Source organism: Stenotrophomonas sp. 14P6.2.3 (assembly GCF_057799055.1).
In genome coordinates this window covers 39,134-57,255 of sequence record NZ_JBYOLA010000012.1, presented here as the reverse complement: position 1 = coordinate 57,255, position 18,122 = coordinate 39,134, and the positions used below count along the sequence as shown (strand labels likewise).

15 protein-coding genes are annotated in these 18,122 nt (G+C 66.5%); 5 read left to right on the top strand and 10 right to left on the bottom strand.

Annotated features, from left to right (window positions below; genetic code table 11):
• Window positions 1–65: 65 nt before the first annotated feature.
• Window positions 66–1,196, bottom strand: a complete 1,131-nt coding sequence (locus AC27VL_RS11495; RefSeq protein WP_488766489.1) for a hypothetical protein — start codon at window positions 1,194–1,196, stop codon at window positions 66–68.
• A gap of 43 nt (window positions 1,197–1,239) precedes the next feature.
• Window positions 1,240–2,013: an SDR family oxidoreductase gene (locus AC27VL_RS11490; RefSeq protein WP_488766487.1), complete on the bottom strand. Its 774-nt coding sequence runs from the start codon at window positions 2,011–2,013 to the stop codon at window positions 1,240–1,242.
• Between the two features lie 116 nt (window positions 2,014–2,129).
• Between AC27VL_RS11490 and AC27VL_RS11485 the strand changes: the two genes are divergently transcribed.
• Window positions 2,130–3,035, top strand: a complete 906-nt coding sequence (locus tag AC27VL_RS11485) for a LysR family transcriptional regulator (protein ID WP_488766485.1) — start codon at window positions 2,130–2,132, stop codon at window positions 3,033–3,035.
• 373 nt (window positions 3,036–3,408) lie between these two features.
• On the opposite strand, the gene AC27VL_RS11480 is transcribed toward AC27VL_RS11485, so the two are convergent.
• Window positions 3,409–6,570, bottom strand: coding sequence for an efflux RND transporter permease subunit (locus tag AC27VL_RS11480; protein ID WP_488766483.1), 3,162 nt, complete (start codon window positions 6,568–6,570; stop codon window positions 3,409–3,411).
• A 3-nt stretch (window positions 6,571–6,573) separates the two neighbouring features.
• Window positions 6,574–7,710 carry an efflux RND transporter periplasmic adaptor subunit gene (locus AC27VL_RS11475; RefSeq protein ID WP_100553499.1) on the bottom strand — a complete coding sequence of 379 codons (1,137 nt, stop codon included), beginning with the start codon at window positions 7,708–7,710 and terminating at the stop codon, window positions 6,574–6,576.
• Between the two features lie 123 nt (window positions 7,711–7,833).
• On the opposite strand from AC27VL_RS11475, the gene AC27VL_RS11470 reads away from it, so the two are divergent.
• The 3 genes from AC27VL_RS11470 to AC27VL_RS11460 all read left to right on the top strand — a co-directional run bounded on the left by AC27VL_RS11470 (window position 7,834) and on the right by AC27VL_RS11460 (window position 10,673).
• The gene (locus AC27VL_RS11470; RefSeq protein WP_089236754.1) at window positions 7,834–8,514 is read left to right on the top strand and encodes a TetR/AcrR family transcriptional regulator; all 681 of its coding nucleotides are present in this window, start codon (window positions 7,834–7,836) and stop codon (window positions 8,512–8,514) included.
• 136 nt (window positions 8,515–8,650) lie between these two features.
• Complete coding sequence (locus tag AC27VL_RS11465; RefSeq protein ID WP_488766480.1) at window positions 8,651–9,298, top strand: protein-L-isoaspartate O-methyltransferase family protein; 648 nt, start codon at window positions 8,651–8,653, stop codon at window positions 9,296–9,298.
• A gap of 16 nt (window positions 9,299–9,314) precedes the next feature.
• Window positions 9,315–10,673 carry a TolC family outer membrane protein gene (locus AC27VL_RS11460; protein ID WP_100553502.1) on the top strand — a complete coding sequence of 453 codons (1,359 nt, stop codon included), beginning with the start codon at window positions 9,315–9,317 and terminating at the stop codon, window positions 10,671–10,673.
• An 84-nt stretch (window positions 10,674–10,757) separates the two neighbouring features.
• Here AC27VL_RS11460 and AC27VL_RS11455 read toward each other — a convergent pair whose 3' ends face one another.
• Together AC27VL_RS11455 and waaA are read right to left on the bottom strand one after the other, a co-directional pair.
• A complete protein-coding gene (locus AC27VL_RS11455) occupies window positions 10,758–12,080 on the bottom strand; it encodes an amino acid transporter (RefSeq protein WP_488766477.1) in 1,323 nt (440 codons plus the stop codon).
• A 236-nt stretch (window positions 12,081–12,316) separates the two neighbouring features.
• A complete protein-coding gene (gene waaA, locus AC27VL_RS11450) occupies window positions 12,317–13,615 on the bottom strand; it encodes a lipid IV(A) 3-deoxy-D-manno-octulosonic acid transferase (protein WP_100553503.1) in 1,299 nt (432 codons plus the stop codon).
• Window positions 13,616–13,675: 60 nt separating this feature from the next.
• Here waaA and AC27VL_RS11445 point away from each other — a divergent pair, with 60 nt between their 5' ends.
• Entirely contained in the window at window positions 13,676–14,593 is a 918-nt protein-coding gene (locus tag AC27VL_RS11445; RefSeq protein ID WP_488766475.1) for an LpxL/LpxP family Kdo(2)-lipid IV(A) lauroyl/palmitoleoyl acyltransferase, read from the top strand.
• 104 nt (window positions 14,594–14,697) lie between these two features.
• Here the strand turns inward: AC27VL_RS11445 and AC27VL_RS11440 are convergent, their stop codons facing one another.
• The 4 genes from AC27VL_RS11440 to AC27VL_RS11425 form a co-directional block, all read right to left on the bottom strand.
• Window positions 14,698–15,147 (bottom strand): REP-associated tyrosine transposase, encoded by a 450-nt coding sequence (locus AC27VL_RS11440; RefSeq protein WP_100553504.1) that lies wholly within the window; start codon window positions 15,145–15,147, stop codon window positions 14,698–14,700.
• Window positions 15,148–15,335: 188 nt separating this feature from the next.
• Window positions 15,336–16,667 carry an O-antigen ligase family protein gene (locus AC27VL_RS11435; RefSeq protein ID WP_488766473.1) on the bottom strand — a complete coding sequence of 444 codons (1,332 nt, stop codon included), beginning with the start codon at window positions 16,665–16,667 and terminating at the stop codon, window positions 15,336–15,338.
• Window positions 16,648–17,763, bottom strand: a complete 1,116-nt coding sequence (locus AC27VL_RS11430) for a glycosyltransferase (RefSeq protein WP_100553506.1) — start codon at window positions 17,761–17,763, stop codon at window positions 16,648–16,650. The genes AC27VL_RS11435 and AC27VL_RS11430 overlap by 20 nt, the downstream gene beginning before the upstream one ends.
• 15 nt (window positions 17,764–17,778) lie before the next feature.
• The gene (locus AC27VL_RS11425) at window positions 17,779–17,976 is read right to left on the bottom strand and encodes a zinc-finger domain-containing protein (RefSeq protein ID WP_025874129.1); all 198 of its coding nucleotides are present in this window, start codon (window positions 17,974–17,976) and stop codon (window positions 17,779–17,781) included.
• Window positions 17,977–18,122: the final 146 nt, after the last annotated feature.

Sequence of the window (18,122 nt, the reverse complement as noted above, 5' to 3'; positions counted from 1 at the left end):
TGCATGTCCATCGGTAGCGGCGAGCCCTACCCCGCCTGCTGCTGGTTGCCCGGCACGAGATCCGCTCAGCGCGACGTGCTGCGCGCGTAGTCGCTGGCGCAACCGGCAACAACGCGACCTTCGTCGGTGCGCATCACGATGTGCTGCGGGATCCAACTACCACCGCTGAAAGCAACCGGCGGCAACAGGCGCTGCCACGCATCCTTGCCGACCGTATGCGAGGTGTCCATGCCCGCCTGGGCTAGCACTGGCGCAACCGCAACACCCCCCAGATCCGCGCCGAAGAATCCACCGAACGCCAGCGCAATCGTATGCGTGGAAACGCCGTACGCCTGGACAGGCACCTGCAACCCGATCAGCAGCAGGTGCAGATCATCATCACCAACGGTGTAGTTCACCTCGTTGACCGAACGGACATCCTGCGGCCATTCGAACTGCGGCTGTTCGGAAAGCCGCTGCCAGAACGCCTGCAGCCGGCGCATGCCGCCTTCATCGGCGCGGCAGTGAATGGCATCCTGCAGGTCCTGGACTTCAACAGCCGGCAGCTGACGCACCGCTGCCCTGTTACCGTTCGTGGAAGGAGCACAGCCCAGTCGATAGCCGTCGCCCACACTGCGTACGATGATCGGTGTGGTGGGCGTCGACCATAGCTCGAACGGCTCCTGCAGCGTGCTCGACTGCAGCCGCAAGCCGTGCGCAGCGACGATACGATCGCGCTGTGCGGGGTCCAGCGCAATCGAGAACCCGAACGCATCAGCGAACAGCCGTGGCACTTCGACACCGTGGACGGTGATCGACTGTGGCGGAGTGATGACGGTCACCCGGTGATCGTCATCCTCACCTTCCTGCTCGAATCGCCAGTCGCGCAGGTACGGCAGTCGTTCGGCAGCGTCGGCGTAGCGTGCCGCGCGCAGGCGGCTGACGACGGCCTCCTGGACGTCCGCGCTCGCGCCGCACTCAAGTACGTCCCGCAGGTCATGCTGGAACAGCAGAGCATCGGCGTCTGCCGGCTGCGCAATGGCAGAGCCGCTGCAGGCGACCAGCAGCAGCGCCGAGGCGCAGGTCGTACGGAAGAACATGGCAGGCGCTCCGGCCCTGGAACTGGCCGCTATTGTGCCCGTGAACGCTCTGAAGCTGTCCACTTGGGGACCAACAGTAGATCCACGCCATGCGTGAATGAAGCCAGGAGCATCCACGCATGGCGTGGAACTACGGCATGAACTCAAGCCTCGCGTGCCTCTACTTTGTGGTGTAACCACCATTGACCAGGATGGTCTGCCCGGTCATCCACCAGCCGTCGGTCACCAGGAAGCGGATCCACGGCACGATGTCGGCGATGTCGGTCAGGCCGGTGCGGGTGAACGCCGACAGCGCCGCGGCGGTCTTGTGATACGCCTGCGCATCGGCACTCTCGGCCGGATAGAAGAACGGCGTATCCATCGGCCCGGGGCCGATCGCGGTCACCGAAATCCCACGCTCGCCAAATTCCTTCGATGCTGCGCGGGTGAAGTGTTCCACCGGCGCCTTGGTGCCGGCATAGCTGGAGTAGAACGGAGTGAACGCGCCGAGCAGTGAAGTGACCAGCGTGCAGATGCGGCCACCTTCGTTGACATGGCGTCCGGCCTCCTTGAGAAAGAAGAACGCCGTCTTCGCGTTGACCGCGCTCATCTGGTCGTACTCCGCTTCGCTGATCTCCAGCATCGGCTTCTTCAGCACTTTGCCGACGGTGTTGATGGCGATGTCAGGGCGACCGACGGCGGCAACCGCGTCGGCGAACAGCCGCTCCATTGCCGCGGCCGAGGTCAGATCGGCCTGCAACGCCACGGCCTTTGCACCTGCGGCCTGCACGGCTGCAACGGTCGCCTCGGCATCGGCTTGGGTGACGGCGCTGTTGTAGTGGATGACGATGGCCTTGGCGCCCTGCTCGGCGAAGTCGCGGGCGATCAGCCCCCCGAGGTTCTTGGCACCGCCGGCGATCAGCACGGTCTTGCCCTGGATACGGTGGTCGGTCATGGCATCGGTCCCGGTAGGGGGCTGCCGGACTGGCAACCCTGTGCTGACGACGATATCGTGCAGAAATCGCGGATAAAGCCCGCAACATTGACTTAACTTTCCAGGGTGGGCGAACAATGGACCGGATCGAGCGTTTCCGCATCTTTGCCCGGGTGGTGGAGTGCACCAGCTTCACCCGCGCCGCCGACCAGCTCGGCCTGCCCCGCTCCACCGTCTCGGCGGCCGTGGCGGAACTGGAGCAGCGTCTGGGCACACGCCTGCTGCAGCGCTCCACCCGCAGGGTTTCCACCACGCACGATGGCGACACCTTCTACGTGCGCTGCCTGCGCCTGATCGCCGAAATGGAAGATGCCGAGTCGCTGTTCCGCCAGGACGACGCACAGCCGAAGGGCCTGTTGAAGATCGATGTGCCCAGCCGGATCGGTCGCCGCATCATCGCCCCGGCCCTGCCCGACTTCTTCGCACGGCATCCGCAGGTCGAGCTGGACCTGGGCATGACCGATCGCGCGGTGAATCTGATCGAGGACGGCTGCGATGCGGTGCTGAGGGTGGGCCAGCTGGGTGACTCCAGCCTGGTGGCCCGCACGCTGGGCCAGCTGGACTTCGTCAACGTTGCCGCGCCTGCGTATCTGCACGAGCACGGCGTACCGCAGCATCCTGCCGACCTGCAGCAGCACCGCGCGGTGAACTACGCATCGCCGACCACGGCGCGGGTGGAGGCGTGGGAATGGCAGGACGGCGCGCAGCTGCGCACGCTGCCGATGACCGGCTGGGTGCGGGTGAACAGCGCCGAGGCATCGATTGCCTGCTGCGTCGCAGGGCTGGGACTGCTGCAGATTCCGCGCTACGACGTGCAGGCCGAACTGCACTCCGGTGTACTGGTGGAAGTGATGCCGCAGCACGTCGCGCAGCCGCTGCCGGTGACCCTGTTGCTGCCGCATCGGCAGCATCGCGCGCAACGTGTGCAGGTGTTCCTGGATTGGCTGGAGCCCTTGTTGCGGGGCGGTTTGCACCTGCAGTAGATCCACGCCATGCGTGGATGGGCGGGCCAGGACATCCGCAGCCACCCATGGGGTGGCTCTACTGGTAGATCCACGCCATGCGTGGATGCATGCATCCGTGCCAACCAAGGTTGGCACCTACCAGGGCAGCGGCCAGTTGCAGTAGATCCACGCCATGGGTGGATGCATGCATCCGCGCCAACCAAGGTTGGCACCTACCAGGGCAATGGCCAGCTGCAGTAGATCCACGCCATGCGTGGATGACGGAGCCCGGAAGCCCGCAGCCACCCATGGGGTGGCTCTACTGGTAGATCCACGCCATGCGTGGATGCACGCATCCATGCCAACCAAGGTTGGCACCTACCAGGGGCGGCGGCCCGGGAAACCCGGGGCATTACGCCCCGGATTCGTCCGGCTTGACCCGGAACCACGCCGCATACAGCGCCGGCAGGAACACCAGCGTCAGCACCGTGCCCACGATCAATCCACCCATGATCGAAATCGCCATCGAGCCGTAGAACGCACTGCGCGACAGCGGAATCATTGCCAGCACCGCGGCCAGCGCGGTCAGCACGATCGGGCGGAAACGCCGCACCGTCGCATCGATGATCGAATGCCAGCGGTCATGCCCGGCATCGATGTCCTGCTGGATCTGGTCGATCAGGATCACTGAATTACGCATGATCATGCCCGCCAGCGCGATGGTGCCCAGCAACGCCACGAAGCCGAACGGCGCGCGGAACAGCAGCAGGAACAGCGTCGCACCGATGATGCCCAGCGGCGCGGTCACCAGCACCATCGCTGCACGCGAGAAGCTGCGCAGCTGCAGCATCAGCAACGTGGCCACCACGATCAGGAACAGCGGCATGCCGGCCTTGATCGAGTTCTGGCCGCGTGCCGAATCCTCCACCGAGCCGCCGGTTTCCAGCAGGTAGCCGCTGGGCAACTCGGCACGGATGCCATCCAGCGTCGGCACGATCTGCTGCACCACGTCCAACGGCTGCTTGCCATCACTGATGTCGGCACGCACGGTCACCGTCGGCAGGCGGTTGCGGTGCCAGATGATGCCGTCCTCGAAGGCGTATTCCAGCCGCGCGACCTGCGACAGCGTCACCGCGGTGCCACTGCTGGTCGGAATCGCCAGGCTGCCGAGCAGGTCCAGCTGCGCGCGCTCGTTGTCCGGGCCACGCAGCAGCATCTCGATCTGGCGGTTGCCTTCGCGATAGGTGCTCACGCTCATGCCCGACAACGAACTGCTGAGGAACTGGCTGACCTGCGCACTGCTGACACCCAGCGCGCGTGCGCGGTCCTGGTCGATCACCAGCCGCACCACCTTGCTCGGCTCGCTCCAGTCCAGGTTCACGTTCATCACGTGCGGGTTCTCGCGCACCTTGGCCTCGACCTTGCGCGCAATCGCCTGCACCTGTGCGATGTGCTCGCCGGACACGCGCATCTGCACCGGATAGCCGACCGGCGGCCCATTCTCCAGGCGCGTCACGCGCATCTGCACATCGGGGAACTGCTTTATAACTTCCTTCAGCATCCAGTCGCGGGTCGATTCCCGAGCCTTGGCGTCTTCGGTGAGCACCACGAACTGGGCGAAGTTGGTGGCCGGCAGCTGCTGGTCCAACGGCAGGTAGAAGCGCGGCGAACCGGTACCGACGTAGGCCACGAAGTTGCTGATGCCTTCGCGGCCCTTCAACAGCTTCTCCAGCTTGTCGGCCTGTGCCTGGGTCGCGGCCAGCGACGCACCTTCGGCCAGTTCGATGTCCACCATCAGTTCCGGGCGGGTCGAATCGGGGAAGAACTGCTGCGGCACGAAACGGAACAGCATCAGCGAGCCGATGAACAGTGCGATGGTCGCACCGATCACCCACCAGCGATGGCGCAGGCAGGTATCCAGGAACGACCGGAAGCGGGTGTAGAACGGCCGCTGGTACGGATCATGATCGTGCGCATGCTCCTTCGGCGCGATCCAGCGCGCGAGCGACGGATGGCGGTCAGCCCACTGCAGGCGTTTGGCGCGCCAACGGCCGGCCAGACTGTCCGGCTTGGGCAGCTGCGGATTGAACAGGTCCGGCAGCATCTTGTCGCCCAGGTACGGGATGAACAGCACTGCCGCGATCCACGACACCACCAGCGCGATGGTCACCACCTGGAACAGTGAGCGGGTGTATTCACCGGTGCTCGATGCGGCAGTGGCGATGGGCAGGAAGCCGGCAGCAGTGATCAGGGTGCCGGTCAACATCGGGAATGCAGTGGATTCCCAGGCGAAACTGGCCGCGCGCAGGCGGTCGTAGCCCTGCTCCATCTTGGTGGCCATCATCTCCACCGCGATGATCGCATCGTCCACCAGCAGGCCCAGCGCCAGCACCAGGGCACCCAGCGAAATCTTGTGCAGGCCGATATCGAAGTAGTGCATGACGAAGAAGGTCATCGCCAGCACCAGCGGAATGGTCACGCCCACCACCAGGCCAGTACGCAGGCCCAGAGAGAAGAAGCTGACCAGCAGCACGATCACCACCGCTTCGGTGAGCACCTGCACGAACTCGCCCACCGACTCTTCCACCGCATGTGGCTGGTCGGACACCTTGCGCAGCTGCATGCCGGCCGGCAGGGTCTTCTGCAGGCGTTCGAATTCGGCATCCAGGGTGGCGCCGAGCTTGAGGATGTCACCGCCGTCCTTCATCGCCACCGCCAGGCCGATTGCATCCTGGCCCATGAAGCGCATCTTCGGCGAAGAGGGGTCGGCAAAGCCGCGCTTGACCTCGGCGATGTCGCCCAGGTGCAGCGTGCGTTCGCCCGCCTGGATCGGGAATCTGCGGATGTCCTCGATCGAATCGAACTGCCCGGTCACGCGCAGCTGCACGCGGTCGGTCGGGGTTTCGAAGAAGCTGGTGGCGCTGACCGCATTCTGGTCGGCCAATGCCTGCTGCACCTGCTGCAGCGATACGCCCAGCGTGGCCAGCTTGGTGTTGGACAGCTCGATCCACACCTTCTCGTCCTGCAGGCCGACCAGGTCGATCTTGCCGACGTCGGGCACGCGCTGCAGCTCCAGCTGGATGCGGTCGGCATAGTCGCGCATCACGGCGTAGTCGAAGCCTTCGCCGGTCAGCGCATAGATGTTGCCGAACGTGTCGCCGAACTCATCGTTGTAGAAGGGCCCGACGATTTCCCTCGGCAGCGTCGCGCGGATATCGCCCACGCGCTTGCGCACCTGGTACCACAGGTCCGGGATCTGCTTGGAGCGCAGGCTGTCGCGCGCCATGAAGATCACCTGCGATTCGCCCGGCCGCGAGTACGAGCGGATGAACTCGTACTCGCCGGTGTTCATCAGTGCTTTTTCGATCGGCTCGGTCACCTGCCGCGAGACCTGCTCGGCGGTGGCGCCCGGCCACATCGTGCGTACCACCATCGCCTTGAAGGTGAACGGCGGATCTTCGGACTGGCCCAGGTGCTTGTACGACCAGGCACCGATGACGGCGAACGCCAGCATCGCGAACAACACCAGCGCACGGTTGCCCAGCGCCCATTCGGAGAGATTGAAGCGGCGCACGGGTCAGTGCCCCTTGCCTGCGGCCGGCGCCGGCGTGGCGGCCGACGGTGCCAGCACCGGGCGGTTCTGGCGATCGACCGGCGTCACCACCTGGCCTTCGCGCAGCAGATGGCCGCCGGCAGCGACCACCCAGTCCGCCGCGCCCACACCGGACACGACCGGCACGGCCTGCGCGCCATAGGCACCGACCTGCACGGGAGTTGCCTTCAGCGCACCATTGGACGGATTGACCACCCACACGCTGGCCTTGCCATCACTGCCGCGCAGTACGGCCGCCAGCGGCAGCTGCAACGCACCGCTGCGCCCGGCGGTGGCGAACACCCGCGCACTCTGGCCCAGTTCCACTTCGCTCAGCGCTTCCGGCGCCAGGCTGACCCGGGTGGCATAGGTGCGGGCCTGTGCATCGGCGGCCGGTGCGATCTCGCGCAGGGTGCCCGGCAGCAGCTGGCCCGGGCGGTTCCACAGTTCCACCTGTACCGACTGGCCGACCTTGTAGTCGCGGATGTTGCTTTCCGGCAGCGCGATCAGCACCTCGCGGCCACCGTCGGCGGCCAGGGTGAACACCGTCTGCCCAGCGCTCACGACCTGCCCGGCTTCGGCCTGGCGGCTGGCGATCACGCCATCGGCGGGCGCGCGCAGCTGCGCGTACTCGGCCTGGTTGCGGGCCACGGCAAGATTGGCCCGGGCGGCATTGGCCTGGCCTTGTGCGGCCTTGAACGCCGCCGTCTGCTGGTCCAGTGCCGAGCGGCTCACCAGCTGGTCTTCGGCCAGCTTGGCGTAGCGCTTCTGGTCATCACGGGCGCGTACCAGGTCTGCTTCCGCCGCCGCCAGCTGCGCCTGCGATGCCGCCGCCTGCGAGGCGTAGTCGGCCGCATCCAGCTCAGCCAGCAGCTGGCCCTTCTTCACCCGCTCGCCTGCGTCGACGTGACGCTTGACCAGATTGCCGCCAACGCGGAACGACAGCGGGCTTTCCTGGCGGGCACGCACCTCGCCGGGGTAGGCGGCCGCGGCTTGTCCGTCCTGCGTGGTGGGATGCACCACCAGCACCGGAATGGCCGCCACCGGCTCGGCAGCCTGTTTGCCGCACGCTGCCAACACCACGACCAGTACGCCTACGCCCAACCAACGCATGTTTTTCATGAGGTACAGGACCTGAAAAGAAATCCGGGGGGAACGCGCCGGCAACATACTGTTGCAACGCGGACATTAGTGAACCAGCCGGTATAGTATAAATATCGAACCGCTTGGTCTAGTATTAGCGGAATGAGTTCTCCCACTTCCCGAAAGCCGTCGGCCAAGCCCGCTGCCAAGGCTGCCGGTCCCGGGCGCCCCAAGGATCTGGGCAAGCGCGCGGCGATACTCGAGGCAGCCAAGACACTGTTCATCGAACAGGGCTACAGCGGCGTGAGCATGGACAGCATCGCGGCCCAGGCCGGCGTCTCGAAGCTGACCGTATACAGCCATTTCGGCGACAAAGAGACCCTGTTCTCCGAAGCTGTGCAGTCCAAGTGCATCGAGATGCTGCCCGACGCGCTGTTCGTGGCCGACGTCGAAGGCCCCCTGCGCGACCAGTTGCTGGGCATCGGCATGGCGTTCTTCGAGATGATCACCTCCGACGCGGCCCTGTCGATCCAGCGGGTGATGATGGCCCCGGAGACCGACGAGCGCCTGCGCGAACTGTTCTGGCAGGCCGGCCCCCAACGCACCTGCGAGGCGCTGGCCGATTTCATGCGCTTGCGTGCCGAGCGCGGCGAACTGGACATCCCCGACTGCTACATCGCCGGCCAGCAGTTCCTGACCCTGGTGAAGGGCGAAGTGCACATGCATATGATGTGCGGCATGCCACTGTCACCCGTCGAGACCGATGCTGCGATCCACGTGGCCGCCAGCGTGGATTTCTTCCTCCGCGCCTACGCCCCGCGAGAGGCTGGAACCGCTGGATAACCAAAACTGAACGAACCGGAGGTCGCGATGACTTCCGGCACTGCGACCCCGGCCACCCCGCAGCAGATGCTCTGGGCGCGCCGCCGGCCTCCGGCACCGGTAAAATGGCCGGCCCACTGCGCTGGATTTGAACCTCATGACGATTGATTACGCCCACGCCCGCGAACTGATGGTGGAACAGCAGATCCGTCCCTGGGACGTGCTGGACATCAAGGTGCTCGACGTCCTGGCCCGCCTGCCGCGCGAGGCCTTCGTCGCCGACGCGCACCGGGCGCTGGCCTATGCCGATGTCGAACTGCCGATCGGCAACGGCCAGAAGATGATGAAGCCGGTCGTCGAGGGTCGTACCCTGCAGGCACTGGATCTGCAGCCGGGTGACGAAGTGCTGGAAATCGGCACCGGCAGCGGCTTCCTGTCGGCCTGCATCGGCGCGCTCGCGCGCGACGTGCTGAGCCTGGAAATCGATCCGGAGCTGGCCGCCGCTGCGCGCGCCCGCCTGGATACCACCGGCCTGGGCACCAACGTGCGCGTGGAAGTGGCCGATGGCCTGGCCTGGCAGACCGAACGCCGCTTCGACGTGATCTGTGTCACTGGCGCCGTTGACGTGGTGCCGTCACAGTTCGCTTCGTGGTTGCGTCCGGGTGGTCGTCTGTATGTCATCCAGGGCCGTTCGCCGGCCATGGAAGCGCTGTTGGTGAAGGCCGATGGCAGCACCGAGTCGCTGTTCGAGACCGATATCGATTACCTGCGTGGTGCCGCCCCGGCCCCCCAGTTCCACCTCTGAGTCCAAGGAAGCCGCAATGATCCGCCGATCCCTCGCTGTTGCGCTGGCCACTGCCCTGCTGCCGTTGTCCGCCCATGCCGCCGACCTGCTGCAGGTCTATGAAATGGCGCGCAATGGCGACCCGCAGCTGTCCGCCGCCGAATCCACCCGGCTGTACGACAAGGAAGGCGCCGTGCAGGCGCGCGCTGCCCTGCTGCCGCAGATCAATGGCCAGGCCACGCTGAACCGCACGCGTAGCGAGGCCAATGCCGATGCCAACTCCGGTTCGGTCACCAGCAAGCGCCGCAACTACACGGTCGATGGCACCCAGACGCTGTTCAACTGGACGCAGATCAACAACCTGCGTTCGCAGCGCGAGCTGAGCAAGGCGGCTGATTTCACCCTCGACTCGGCCAACGACAACCTGATCGTGCGCACCTCGGCGGCCTACTTCAACGTGCTGGTGGCGATCGAATCGCTGAACGCCGCACAGACCAACGAAGCGGCCGCGAAGAAGCAGTTCGACTTCGCCGACAAGCGCCTGGAAGTGGGCCTGGCGCCGATCACCGACGTGCACGAAGCACGCGCCCAGTACGACCAGGCGCGCGCCAACGCGATCGTTGCGCAGAACACCCTGGCCGACAACTACCAGGCCCTGACCGAACTGACCGGCCAGCCGGTGATGAACCTGAAGGGCCTGCCGGCCGATTTCCGTCCGGAAGTGCCGGCCAACCGCGGCAACCTGGACCAGCTGGTGCAGCAGGCGACCACGCAGAACCCGGCGCTGAAGGCGCAGGAACTGAAGGTCGGTGCCGCCGAAGCCGGCGTGCAGGCGGCCCGTGGCGGCCACTATCCGACCCTGTCGCTGGGCGGCAGCTGGGGCAAGAGCGCGACCTGGGGCGACAGCGTCGGCGCCGGTTCGCTCTCACCCGATGCACGCACCAACAGCATCGGCCTGACCCTGAGCGTGCCGATCTTCTCTGGCGGCGCCACCCAGTCCGGCGTGCGCCAGGCCCTGGCCCAGCGTGATATCGCCCAGGATGGTTTCGAGCAGCAGAAGCGCGCGCTGGACCGCAACACGCGCAATGCCTACCAGACCCTGGTACAGGGCATCAGCGAAGTGGAAGCCCGCCGTCTGGCCGTGGTTTCCGCACAGAGCGCCTACGACGCTTCGCAGGTCGGCCTGGAAGTGGGTACCCGCACGGTGCTGGACGTGATCCAGAACCAGCGCATCCTGTTCTCCGCCCAGCTGGATTACGCGCAGGCCCGCTACAACTTCCTGCAGAACCGCCTGCTGCTGAGCCAGGCCGTGGGTGGCCTGGATGTCGCCGAACTGCAGGACCTCAACCGCCTGCTGACCCAGGACGCGGGCAACCCGTCCACGACCACGAACTGAGTCGGCGCCACCGGTCTGATAAGAAAGCCACCCGCGAGGGTGGCTTTTTTTATTGATTGCAGATGGAAGGCGCCGCGCATGGTGCTAGCGCGAACGCCCCGCATGTCGACGTATCAGGGCGGCTGCCAGCACGACCGCCAGCACCATCAGCACCGGTACGAACAAGCGGGACGTGACTGCCGGCAACAGACACAGTGCGGTCGCTACAGGAGCGAGCAGCATCGGGATGAGCCGCCGTTCGCCAGCCGCCGCCCGCGCCTGCCATTGGCTGCGGGCAACGCCGAGGCATACGGCGGCCAGTACCAGCAGGCCAGCAGGCCCCGGCAGCTGTGGAAGCCAGCCCTCCGGCATCGACAGCGCCAACGTCGCCGCCAGCATGGTCAGCGCAATCGTCACCCGCAGATGCGCATCGGTGCCCGCATCGCCCGGCTCCGGCGGCCAGACCTCCACCCCCAAGCGCGCGGCCAACAGCAGCGATACCAACTGCAGGGCCGCCAGCCCCGCGCCGCCCGCCAACGGCAACAGTGGCAGCAACCATTGCAGCTGCGGCACACCCTGCAATGCCACCGACAGCGGTCGCGTGCTGGCCAGCGCAGAAAATTCGACCAGGCCGGACTGCAGCGCCGCCAATACCATCAGCCACAGCATCGCCATCAGCACCGCTGCGCCGGCGGCTCTGGAAACCTGCGAACGAGGCTGCGGCACCCCGCCGGCAAACCCTGCCAGCAAGCCTGCACCGAGCAGCACACCGAGCAATGCCACGCCAGCTGCAAGCACGCCGCCCAGCCCGAAGCGATAGGGCGCGGTAGCCGATGGCAGCCATGAAATCCAATTCGCATAGTGCACATGACGTGCTGCCAGCAACAACAGCAGCAGGCCAACGCCCAGCTTCACTGTCAGCAGTGCACTGGCCAACAGCAGCACGCGCGGCGTCCGCAGCACTGCAGTGGCGGCCCCCAGCAGCAACACCATGATCGAAGCCGCCAGCGGCAATGTCACCCATTGCGCGGGAGCCGCATCGATGACCTCAGCGGCTGCATACAGATGGCGCGCCATCGATTGCGCCAGGCCTGCGGTGGTCGCCGTCAGCTCCAGCAGCAGGGCAATCACCAGTACATCCGCGAACAGCTTGCCCCAGGCGGCACGCAGCAGAGCATGCAGACCTGAAGGATTCGGTAGACGCCGCATCGCCATACGAAGGCAATACAGCATCGGCACCGCACCCAGCGCCGCCAGCAACAGACTGAGAACAATGGCGGGCCCCGCCTGCGCCGCCGTGTGCTGGCCGACCAGGGCGACAACGCTGCCCCCCAACAGCAGGGTCAGCGCCACCACCAGCAGATGGTCGGTGCCCAGCCCCCCGGTCTTCTCGCTGGGCTGCTGCGCGCTTCCGTTGTCGCCAATCATTCAAAGCTCCCTTGATGTCGCCCAAGCGTGGTCGACAACAGGCTGGCAGCCTGACGCGGTAGGCGGAATCGGAATCGGCGCCGTAGCCACGATGATGTGACAGCCTGCACGCCGCGAGCGGTGGGAGCGGTCCGGCTACGACACTTTCAACGCCATCAAGCAGGCTTGATGCAGGCGATCACGACAGGGCCAAGGCCGGGTTGGCCTTGAGACCCCTGATGGCAACTGGCAGGGTCTCAGGCCAGCGGTGGCGGCAGGTGCGGAGCCACCAGCTGCAGGGTCCGCTGCAGCGCGCCGCGCCCATTGCTGACCAGTGTGCAACCGGCGCGGGCCATGTCCTCGCGCGCCTGCGCGTCGTCGAGCAGGTGCAGCAGCAGATCGCCCACCGCCTGCGCGTCCTCGCCGATCAGCAGTGCGCCGGCTTCACGCATGCGCCGCGAGATCTCGGCGAAGTTGTGCAGGTGCGGGCCGGTCACCGCTGCGGTGCCCATTGCCGCAGGCTCCAGCAGGTTGTGCCCACCGATGGCCTGCAGGCTGCCACCGACGAAGGCAACCTGGGCGCAGCCGTAGAACGGCATCAGTTCACCCAGCGTGTCGATGACGAAGACATCGCTGCCGGCCCCTGGCCACTGCTGCGCGCGCCGCGTCGCCACGCTCCAGCCCTGCTCGCGGGCCAGCGCTTCCACCTTTGGGAAGCGCTCGGGATGCCGCGGCGCCCACAGCAGCAGCAGGTCCGGATGCTGCTGGCGCAGACGGCGGTGCAGGTCGATCACCGCCTGCTCTTCGCCATCATGCGTGCTGGCCGCGATCCATACCGGGCGCGTGGCCGGTACATGGGCATGGAACTGTTCGATGAAGGGCTGCACGTCCGGTGTGGCGATGTCGAACTTCAGGTTGCCCAGCGCCTGCACCTGTTCCGGCGCCGCGCCCAGCTGCACGAAGCGTGCGGCGTCATCCTGCGATTGTGCGGCCACGCAGGTGACCGTGCGCAGCGCACGCCGGATCAGTGCTGCCAGCACCCGGTAGCCACGCAGCGATCGGGCCGACAGGCGTGCATTGAGGATGTAGACCGGAATGCGACGGTCGCGGCAGCCGAACAGCATGTTCGGCCACAGCTCGGTTTCCAGGATCAGCGCCAGGCTGGGCTGGAAGTGGCCGAGGAAGCGGTTGACGCTGCCCGGCACGTCGTACGGCAGGTACACATGGTCGAGCGCGTCGCCCCACAGCGCGCGCACCCGTTCCGAGCCGGTCGGGGTGATGGTGGTGATGACCCAGCGGATGTCCGGCCGCTGCTCGCGCAGTGCATTGACCAGCGGCGCAGCGGCGTTGACCTCGCCCACCGAGACCGCATGCAGCCAGACCCGTGGCTGGCCGCTCGGCTGCGGATAGGACGCATAGCGTTCATCCCAGCGCCGGAAGTATTCACGGACCCGGAAGCCGCGCCAGACCAGGTGGTACACGGTGATCGGCAGCAGGAGGTACAGCACGGCCGAGTACAGGCCACGCAGGATCCATTCGACAGGGTCTTTACGCATGCGGCAAGGATACGGGAGCCCCCCGGGAAAGACACGCGGCCGGGTTGGTAGAATGGCGGCATGTCCGATGCCACCACCGCCGTCCGTCCGTCGCTGCGTGATCCACGCAACTGGCCGATGTTTGCCGTCATGTTCACTGCCTTCGGGATCGCCCGGCTGCCGTGGATGCTGCAGCGCGCGCTCGGCCGCGGGGTCGGCTCGATCGCCTGGCGTCTGGCCGGCAGCCGCCGCCATGCCGCCGAGGTCAACCTCAAGCTGTGCTTCCCCGAGAAGGAAGAGGCCTGGCGCAAGCGCCTGGTGCGCGACAGCTTCGATGCACTGGGCGTGGGCATCTTCGAATGCGCGCGCTCCTGGTGGGGCAGCATCGACAGCATCCGCCCGCAGGTGCACATCGAAGGGCTGGAACACCTCAAGCAGATGCAGGCCGAAGGTCGCGGCGTGCTGCTGGTCTCGGGCCACTTCATGACCCTGGAGATGTGCGGCCGCCTGCTGTGCGACCACGTCGACCTGTCCGGCATGTACCGCAAGCACAAGAACCCGGTGTACGAGTGGGCGGTGAAGTTCGGCCGCCTGCGCTATGCCAAGGCGATGTACGCCAACGAGGATATCCGCGCGACGGTGCGCCACCTGAAGAAGGGCGGCTTCCTCTGGTACGCGCCCGACCAGGACATGCGCGGCAAGGACACCGTGTTCGTGCCGTTCTTCGGCCACACCGCATCCACCATCACCGCGACCCACCAGCTGGCGCGGATGACCGGTTGCGCGGTCATCCCCTACTTCCATCGCCGCGAAGGCGGGAAGTACTTCCTGAAGATTGGTGCGCCGCTGGAGAATTTCCCCAGCGAAGATGTAGAAGCCGATACCGCGCGGGTGAACCAGGCCATCGAACAGATGGTGCGCGAGGCACCGGACCAGTACCTGTGGATCCACCGCCGCTTCAAGCGCCAGCCCGGTGGGCGGAGCGATTTCTACAAGTGATATGACGGGCGGTCGGAAACGCCCCATCCATGCATGACGTGGATCTACTGCTTCCCAGGTAGATCCACGCCATGCGTGGATGCTCTCCGTTCCGATGCCGGAATCTACAACGGCCAACGACACCAGGCGTGGGGGTATTCCCCCAACTCGCCGGCCAGTCCGGCCCGCACCGGATTGGCCAGGATGTACATCGCCTTTTCATGAAGGGATTCATCGGTGCGTACCGCATGGTCGTGGTAGCCGTGCTGCCACAGCGGCCCTTTCTGTCCCAGTTGCCGGTTCAGCAGCCGACTGCTGCGTGATTTGAGCACGGCCATGCACTGGGCCAGCGTTCCCTTCTGCAGTTCCATCAACCAATGCAGGTGGTCGGGCATCACCACCCAGGCGAGGCTGTGGCTGAAGGCATTGCGTTCGATGAAGCGCAGGGTATCGACCAGGACCGCCACGTTGGCGGCATCGGCGAACAAGGGGGCACGGCCGTGGGTCGCCGTGGTCAGGGAATAGATGTTGCCTGTGCGGGAGTAGCGACCGTAACGGAGTCTGGGGCTGGCCATGGGCACAGACTGCGGGTTGCGCGACCCTGCGTGCATTGGCGGACCACCTCGCGGCAGGTCGGGAAAAGCCGCGACGACGGCCAATGTTCATGGGAAAGCCCATCCACGCATGGCGTGGATCTACTGATCAGACACGACCAATGTCCCCGCGCACTCCGGTAGATCCACGCCATGCGTGGATGCGGACATTACGCGGCGCGCGGCAGATCGTCCGGTTCGCGCGCCAGCAACGTGCCGACGAACAGCGCGGCCAGCAGCACGGTCAGGCCGCCCCAGAACGCGGAATAGAACGCCAGGTGGGTATTGAGCGGGAACACGGTAACCGCCAATGCCAGCATCGCCGGCCGTGCACGCTCACGCGCCGCTGCCGGCGCGAAGCGCCATGCACGCCATGCCTGCGCCACCGCTGCCAGCCACAGCAACAGGCCAAGCACACCGGTCTCGGCAAGGATTTCCAGCACGATCTGGTGGGCGTGCAGCGCCGGCATCGTGCCCCACACCGCCGGCCCTTCATCCGCAACGCAATGGGGATAGGCATCGCGGAAGCCACGTGCACCGACACCATTGATCGGATGCGCTTCGATCATGCAGGCCGCCGCGCTCCAGATGCGGGTACGACCGGACAGTGCCTGTTCGACCCCGTCCTCGCCATCGCCCCAGGCCATTGCCGTGCGCGCCACACGCTCCCGCAGCTGCGGCACGCTGGCAGTCAGTGCGCCCGCCGAGAGAACACCCACAAGCGCCAGCAAGCCCAACCGCTTCCACCCCAGTTGGCGCACGCCGCTGTAGACAACCACCAGGCCGAAGGTGATCCATGAGGCACGGGAGCCGGCCAGCAACAGCACCACGCCCACCGCAGCAGCAGCCAGCAACCAGCCCGCATTGCCGAAACGGCGCGCCACCGGCAACAACAGGAACGGCGAAAGGCTGGCCAGCACCTGGCCGAATTTCAGGTTGCACGGCCCAAGCGCCCCGCTGAGACGATCAGCCAGCGCGGCTTCATCGGCCGGGCACAACGCGTGGCCGCTGATGGCCAGCTTGAGCTGCTGCAGCGACCAGAACCAGGGGCTGGTGCCTGCCAGTGCCTGCACCAGCGCATCGAGCGTCCACAGCCCGGTGATCACCGCCAGTCCGCCCAGGGTCAAGCGCCGCCGCTGCGGGGTGGCCACGGCGATCGCCACCAGCCACATGAAAGGCAGATAGCGCAGCCCGGCCGCCGCCTTGGTCCACGACGCCGACGGGTCGACGGCATCGAAGGCCGAGAACGCCTGTGGCAACCAGTAGCCAAGGAAAAGAATCGATGTCAGCGCCCACGCTGCCGGGCTCAGCAGATGCGGTCGATGCTGTACCCGGCGGATGACCATGCGTGCGGCGGCGTACAAGGCTCCCAGGCCCAGCACCGTTTCGGCAATGCCTGGCAGCGGCCACAACGCGACGTAGGCCAGCACCCACCAGGGTGCCCAGCGGCCAGCGCGCTCGTCGCGCAGGGTCGGCGTGGCGTCAGCCAGCGAGGTCGGCATAAAGGCGGAGGGTATCGCGCTGCATGGCCTGCAGGGTAAACGGGATACGGCCCGGCAGCGATGGCGGCTGGGCCAGCAGCGCCAGCGCACGTTCACCCAACAGCTGCGCATTGCCCAGCGGCACGGCACCACTGGGCTGCAGTTGCTGCAGCAGTTCGCCGACGCCGCCGTGGTTCCAGCCCAGCACCGGCCTGCCGACCGACAACGCTTCGACCACAGTGCGACCGAAGGCCTCCGGCTTGTCCGACAGCTGCAGTACCAGATCGCTGGCCGCGTACGCCTGGGCGATGCGCGCAGTCGGCGTGCTGATGTGCACGGCCCCGGTCACGCCAAGCATATCTGCCTGCCTGCGCAGCTCTGCCACATAGGCTTCGCGGCCAGGCTCGTCGGTGCCCAGCATCCACAGCTGCGCCGGCACGCCCGCTGCACGGACATCGGCCAGCAACTGCAGCGCGTGGGCGTGGCCTTTCAGCCGGGTGCCGCGACCGGGCAGCAGCAACAGCGGTCCATCGACCTGGGCCAGCCAGGGATAGTCCGCCGCCAGCGCCAGCCGAGGCCGTCGATCGGCGCGTGCCACACGCGGGAACTGGCTGACATCCACCCCACGCGGGATCACCTGCAGCCTGTCGCGGGCCACCGTGGGGTAATGCGTGTGCACGTAGTCGCGCACGCTGTTGGATACACAGATCACGCGTTCGCCGCTGGTCATCACCGCGCTGTAGCGGCCGGGCGAATTCAGCCCATGCACGGTAGTGACCCAATGCGGGCGCTGCGCCGGCTGCATCGCACGGATCGCATACAGCCCCAGCCACGCCGGCAGGCGCGAACGGGCGTGGACAATGTCGGCGCCCACTTCGGTGAACAAGCGACGCAGCGTGGGCAGATGGCGCAGCGTCAGCAGCGACTTGCGGCCGATATCCAGGGTCAGATGCTCGGCACCGCTGTCGAGCAGCGGCTGCACCAGGCGACCGCCGGCCGACACCACCAGCGCGCGATGGCCGGCAGCGACCAGGGCCGCGGCGATTTCAAGGGTCGAGCGCTCGACGCCGCCGGAGTGCAGCGCCGGCAGCAACTGCACCACGGTCAATCGGCGCATCGAGGGGGCGGCCGCTTAGTCGGCCAGCACGAACACGGCGCCGCAGTAAGCACACTGCGCTTGCCCGTTGGGTTCGTCTTCGATCGGCAGGTACACCCGCGGATGCGAGTTCCAGAGCGCCATTTCCGGAGTCGGGCAGCTCAGCGGCAGATCGCTGCGGTGCACGGTGTAGCGCTTTTCGGCGTTGGCGGGCGCGGTGGCGGTATGGCTCATGGCGGATGTCGATGAACGGATTGCGAGGCCTGCAATTCTAGCATCTGGGCCCGGCAAACACCGTGCGCGGCGTGGCCGCTGCGCGCGGCGGCCAGCTTTACCCCCACGCCCTGGCCCCGCCATGCAACCGCCCTGCCCACGCCCAG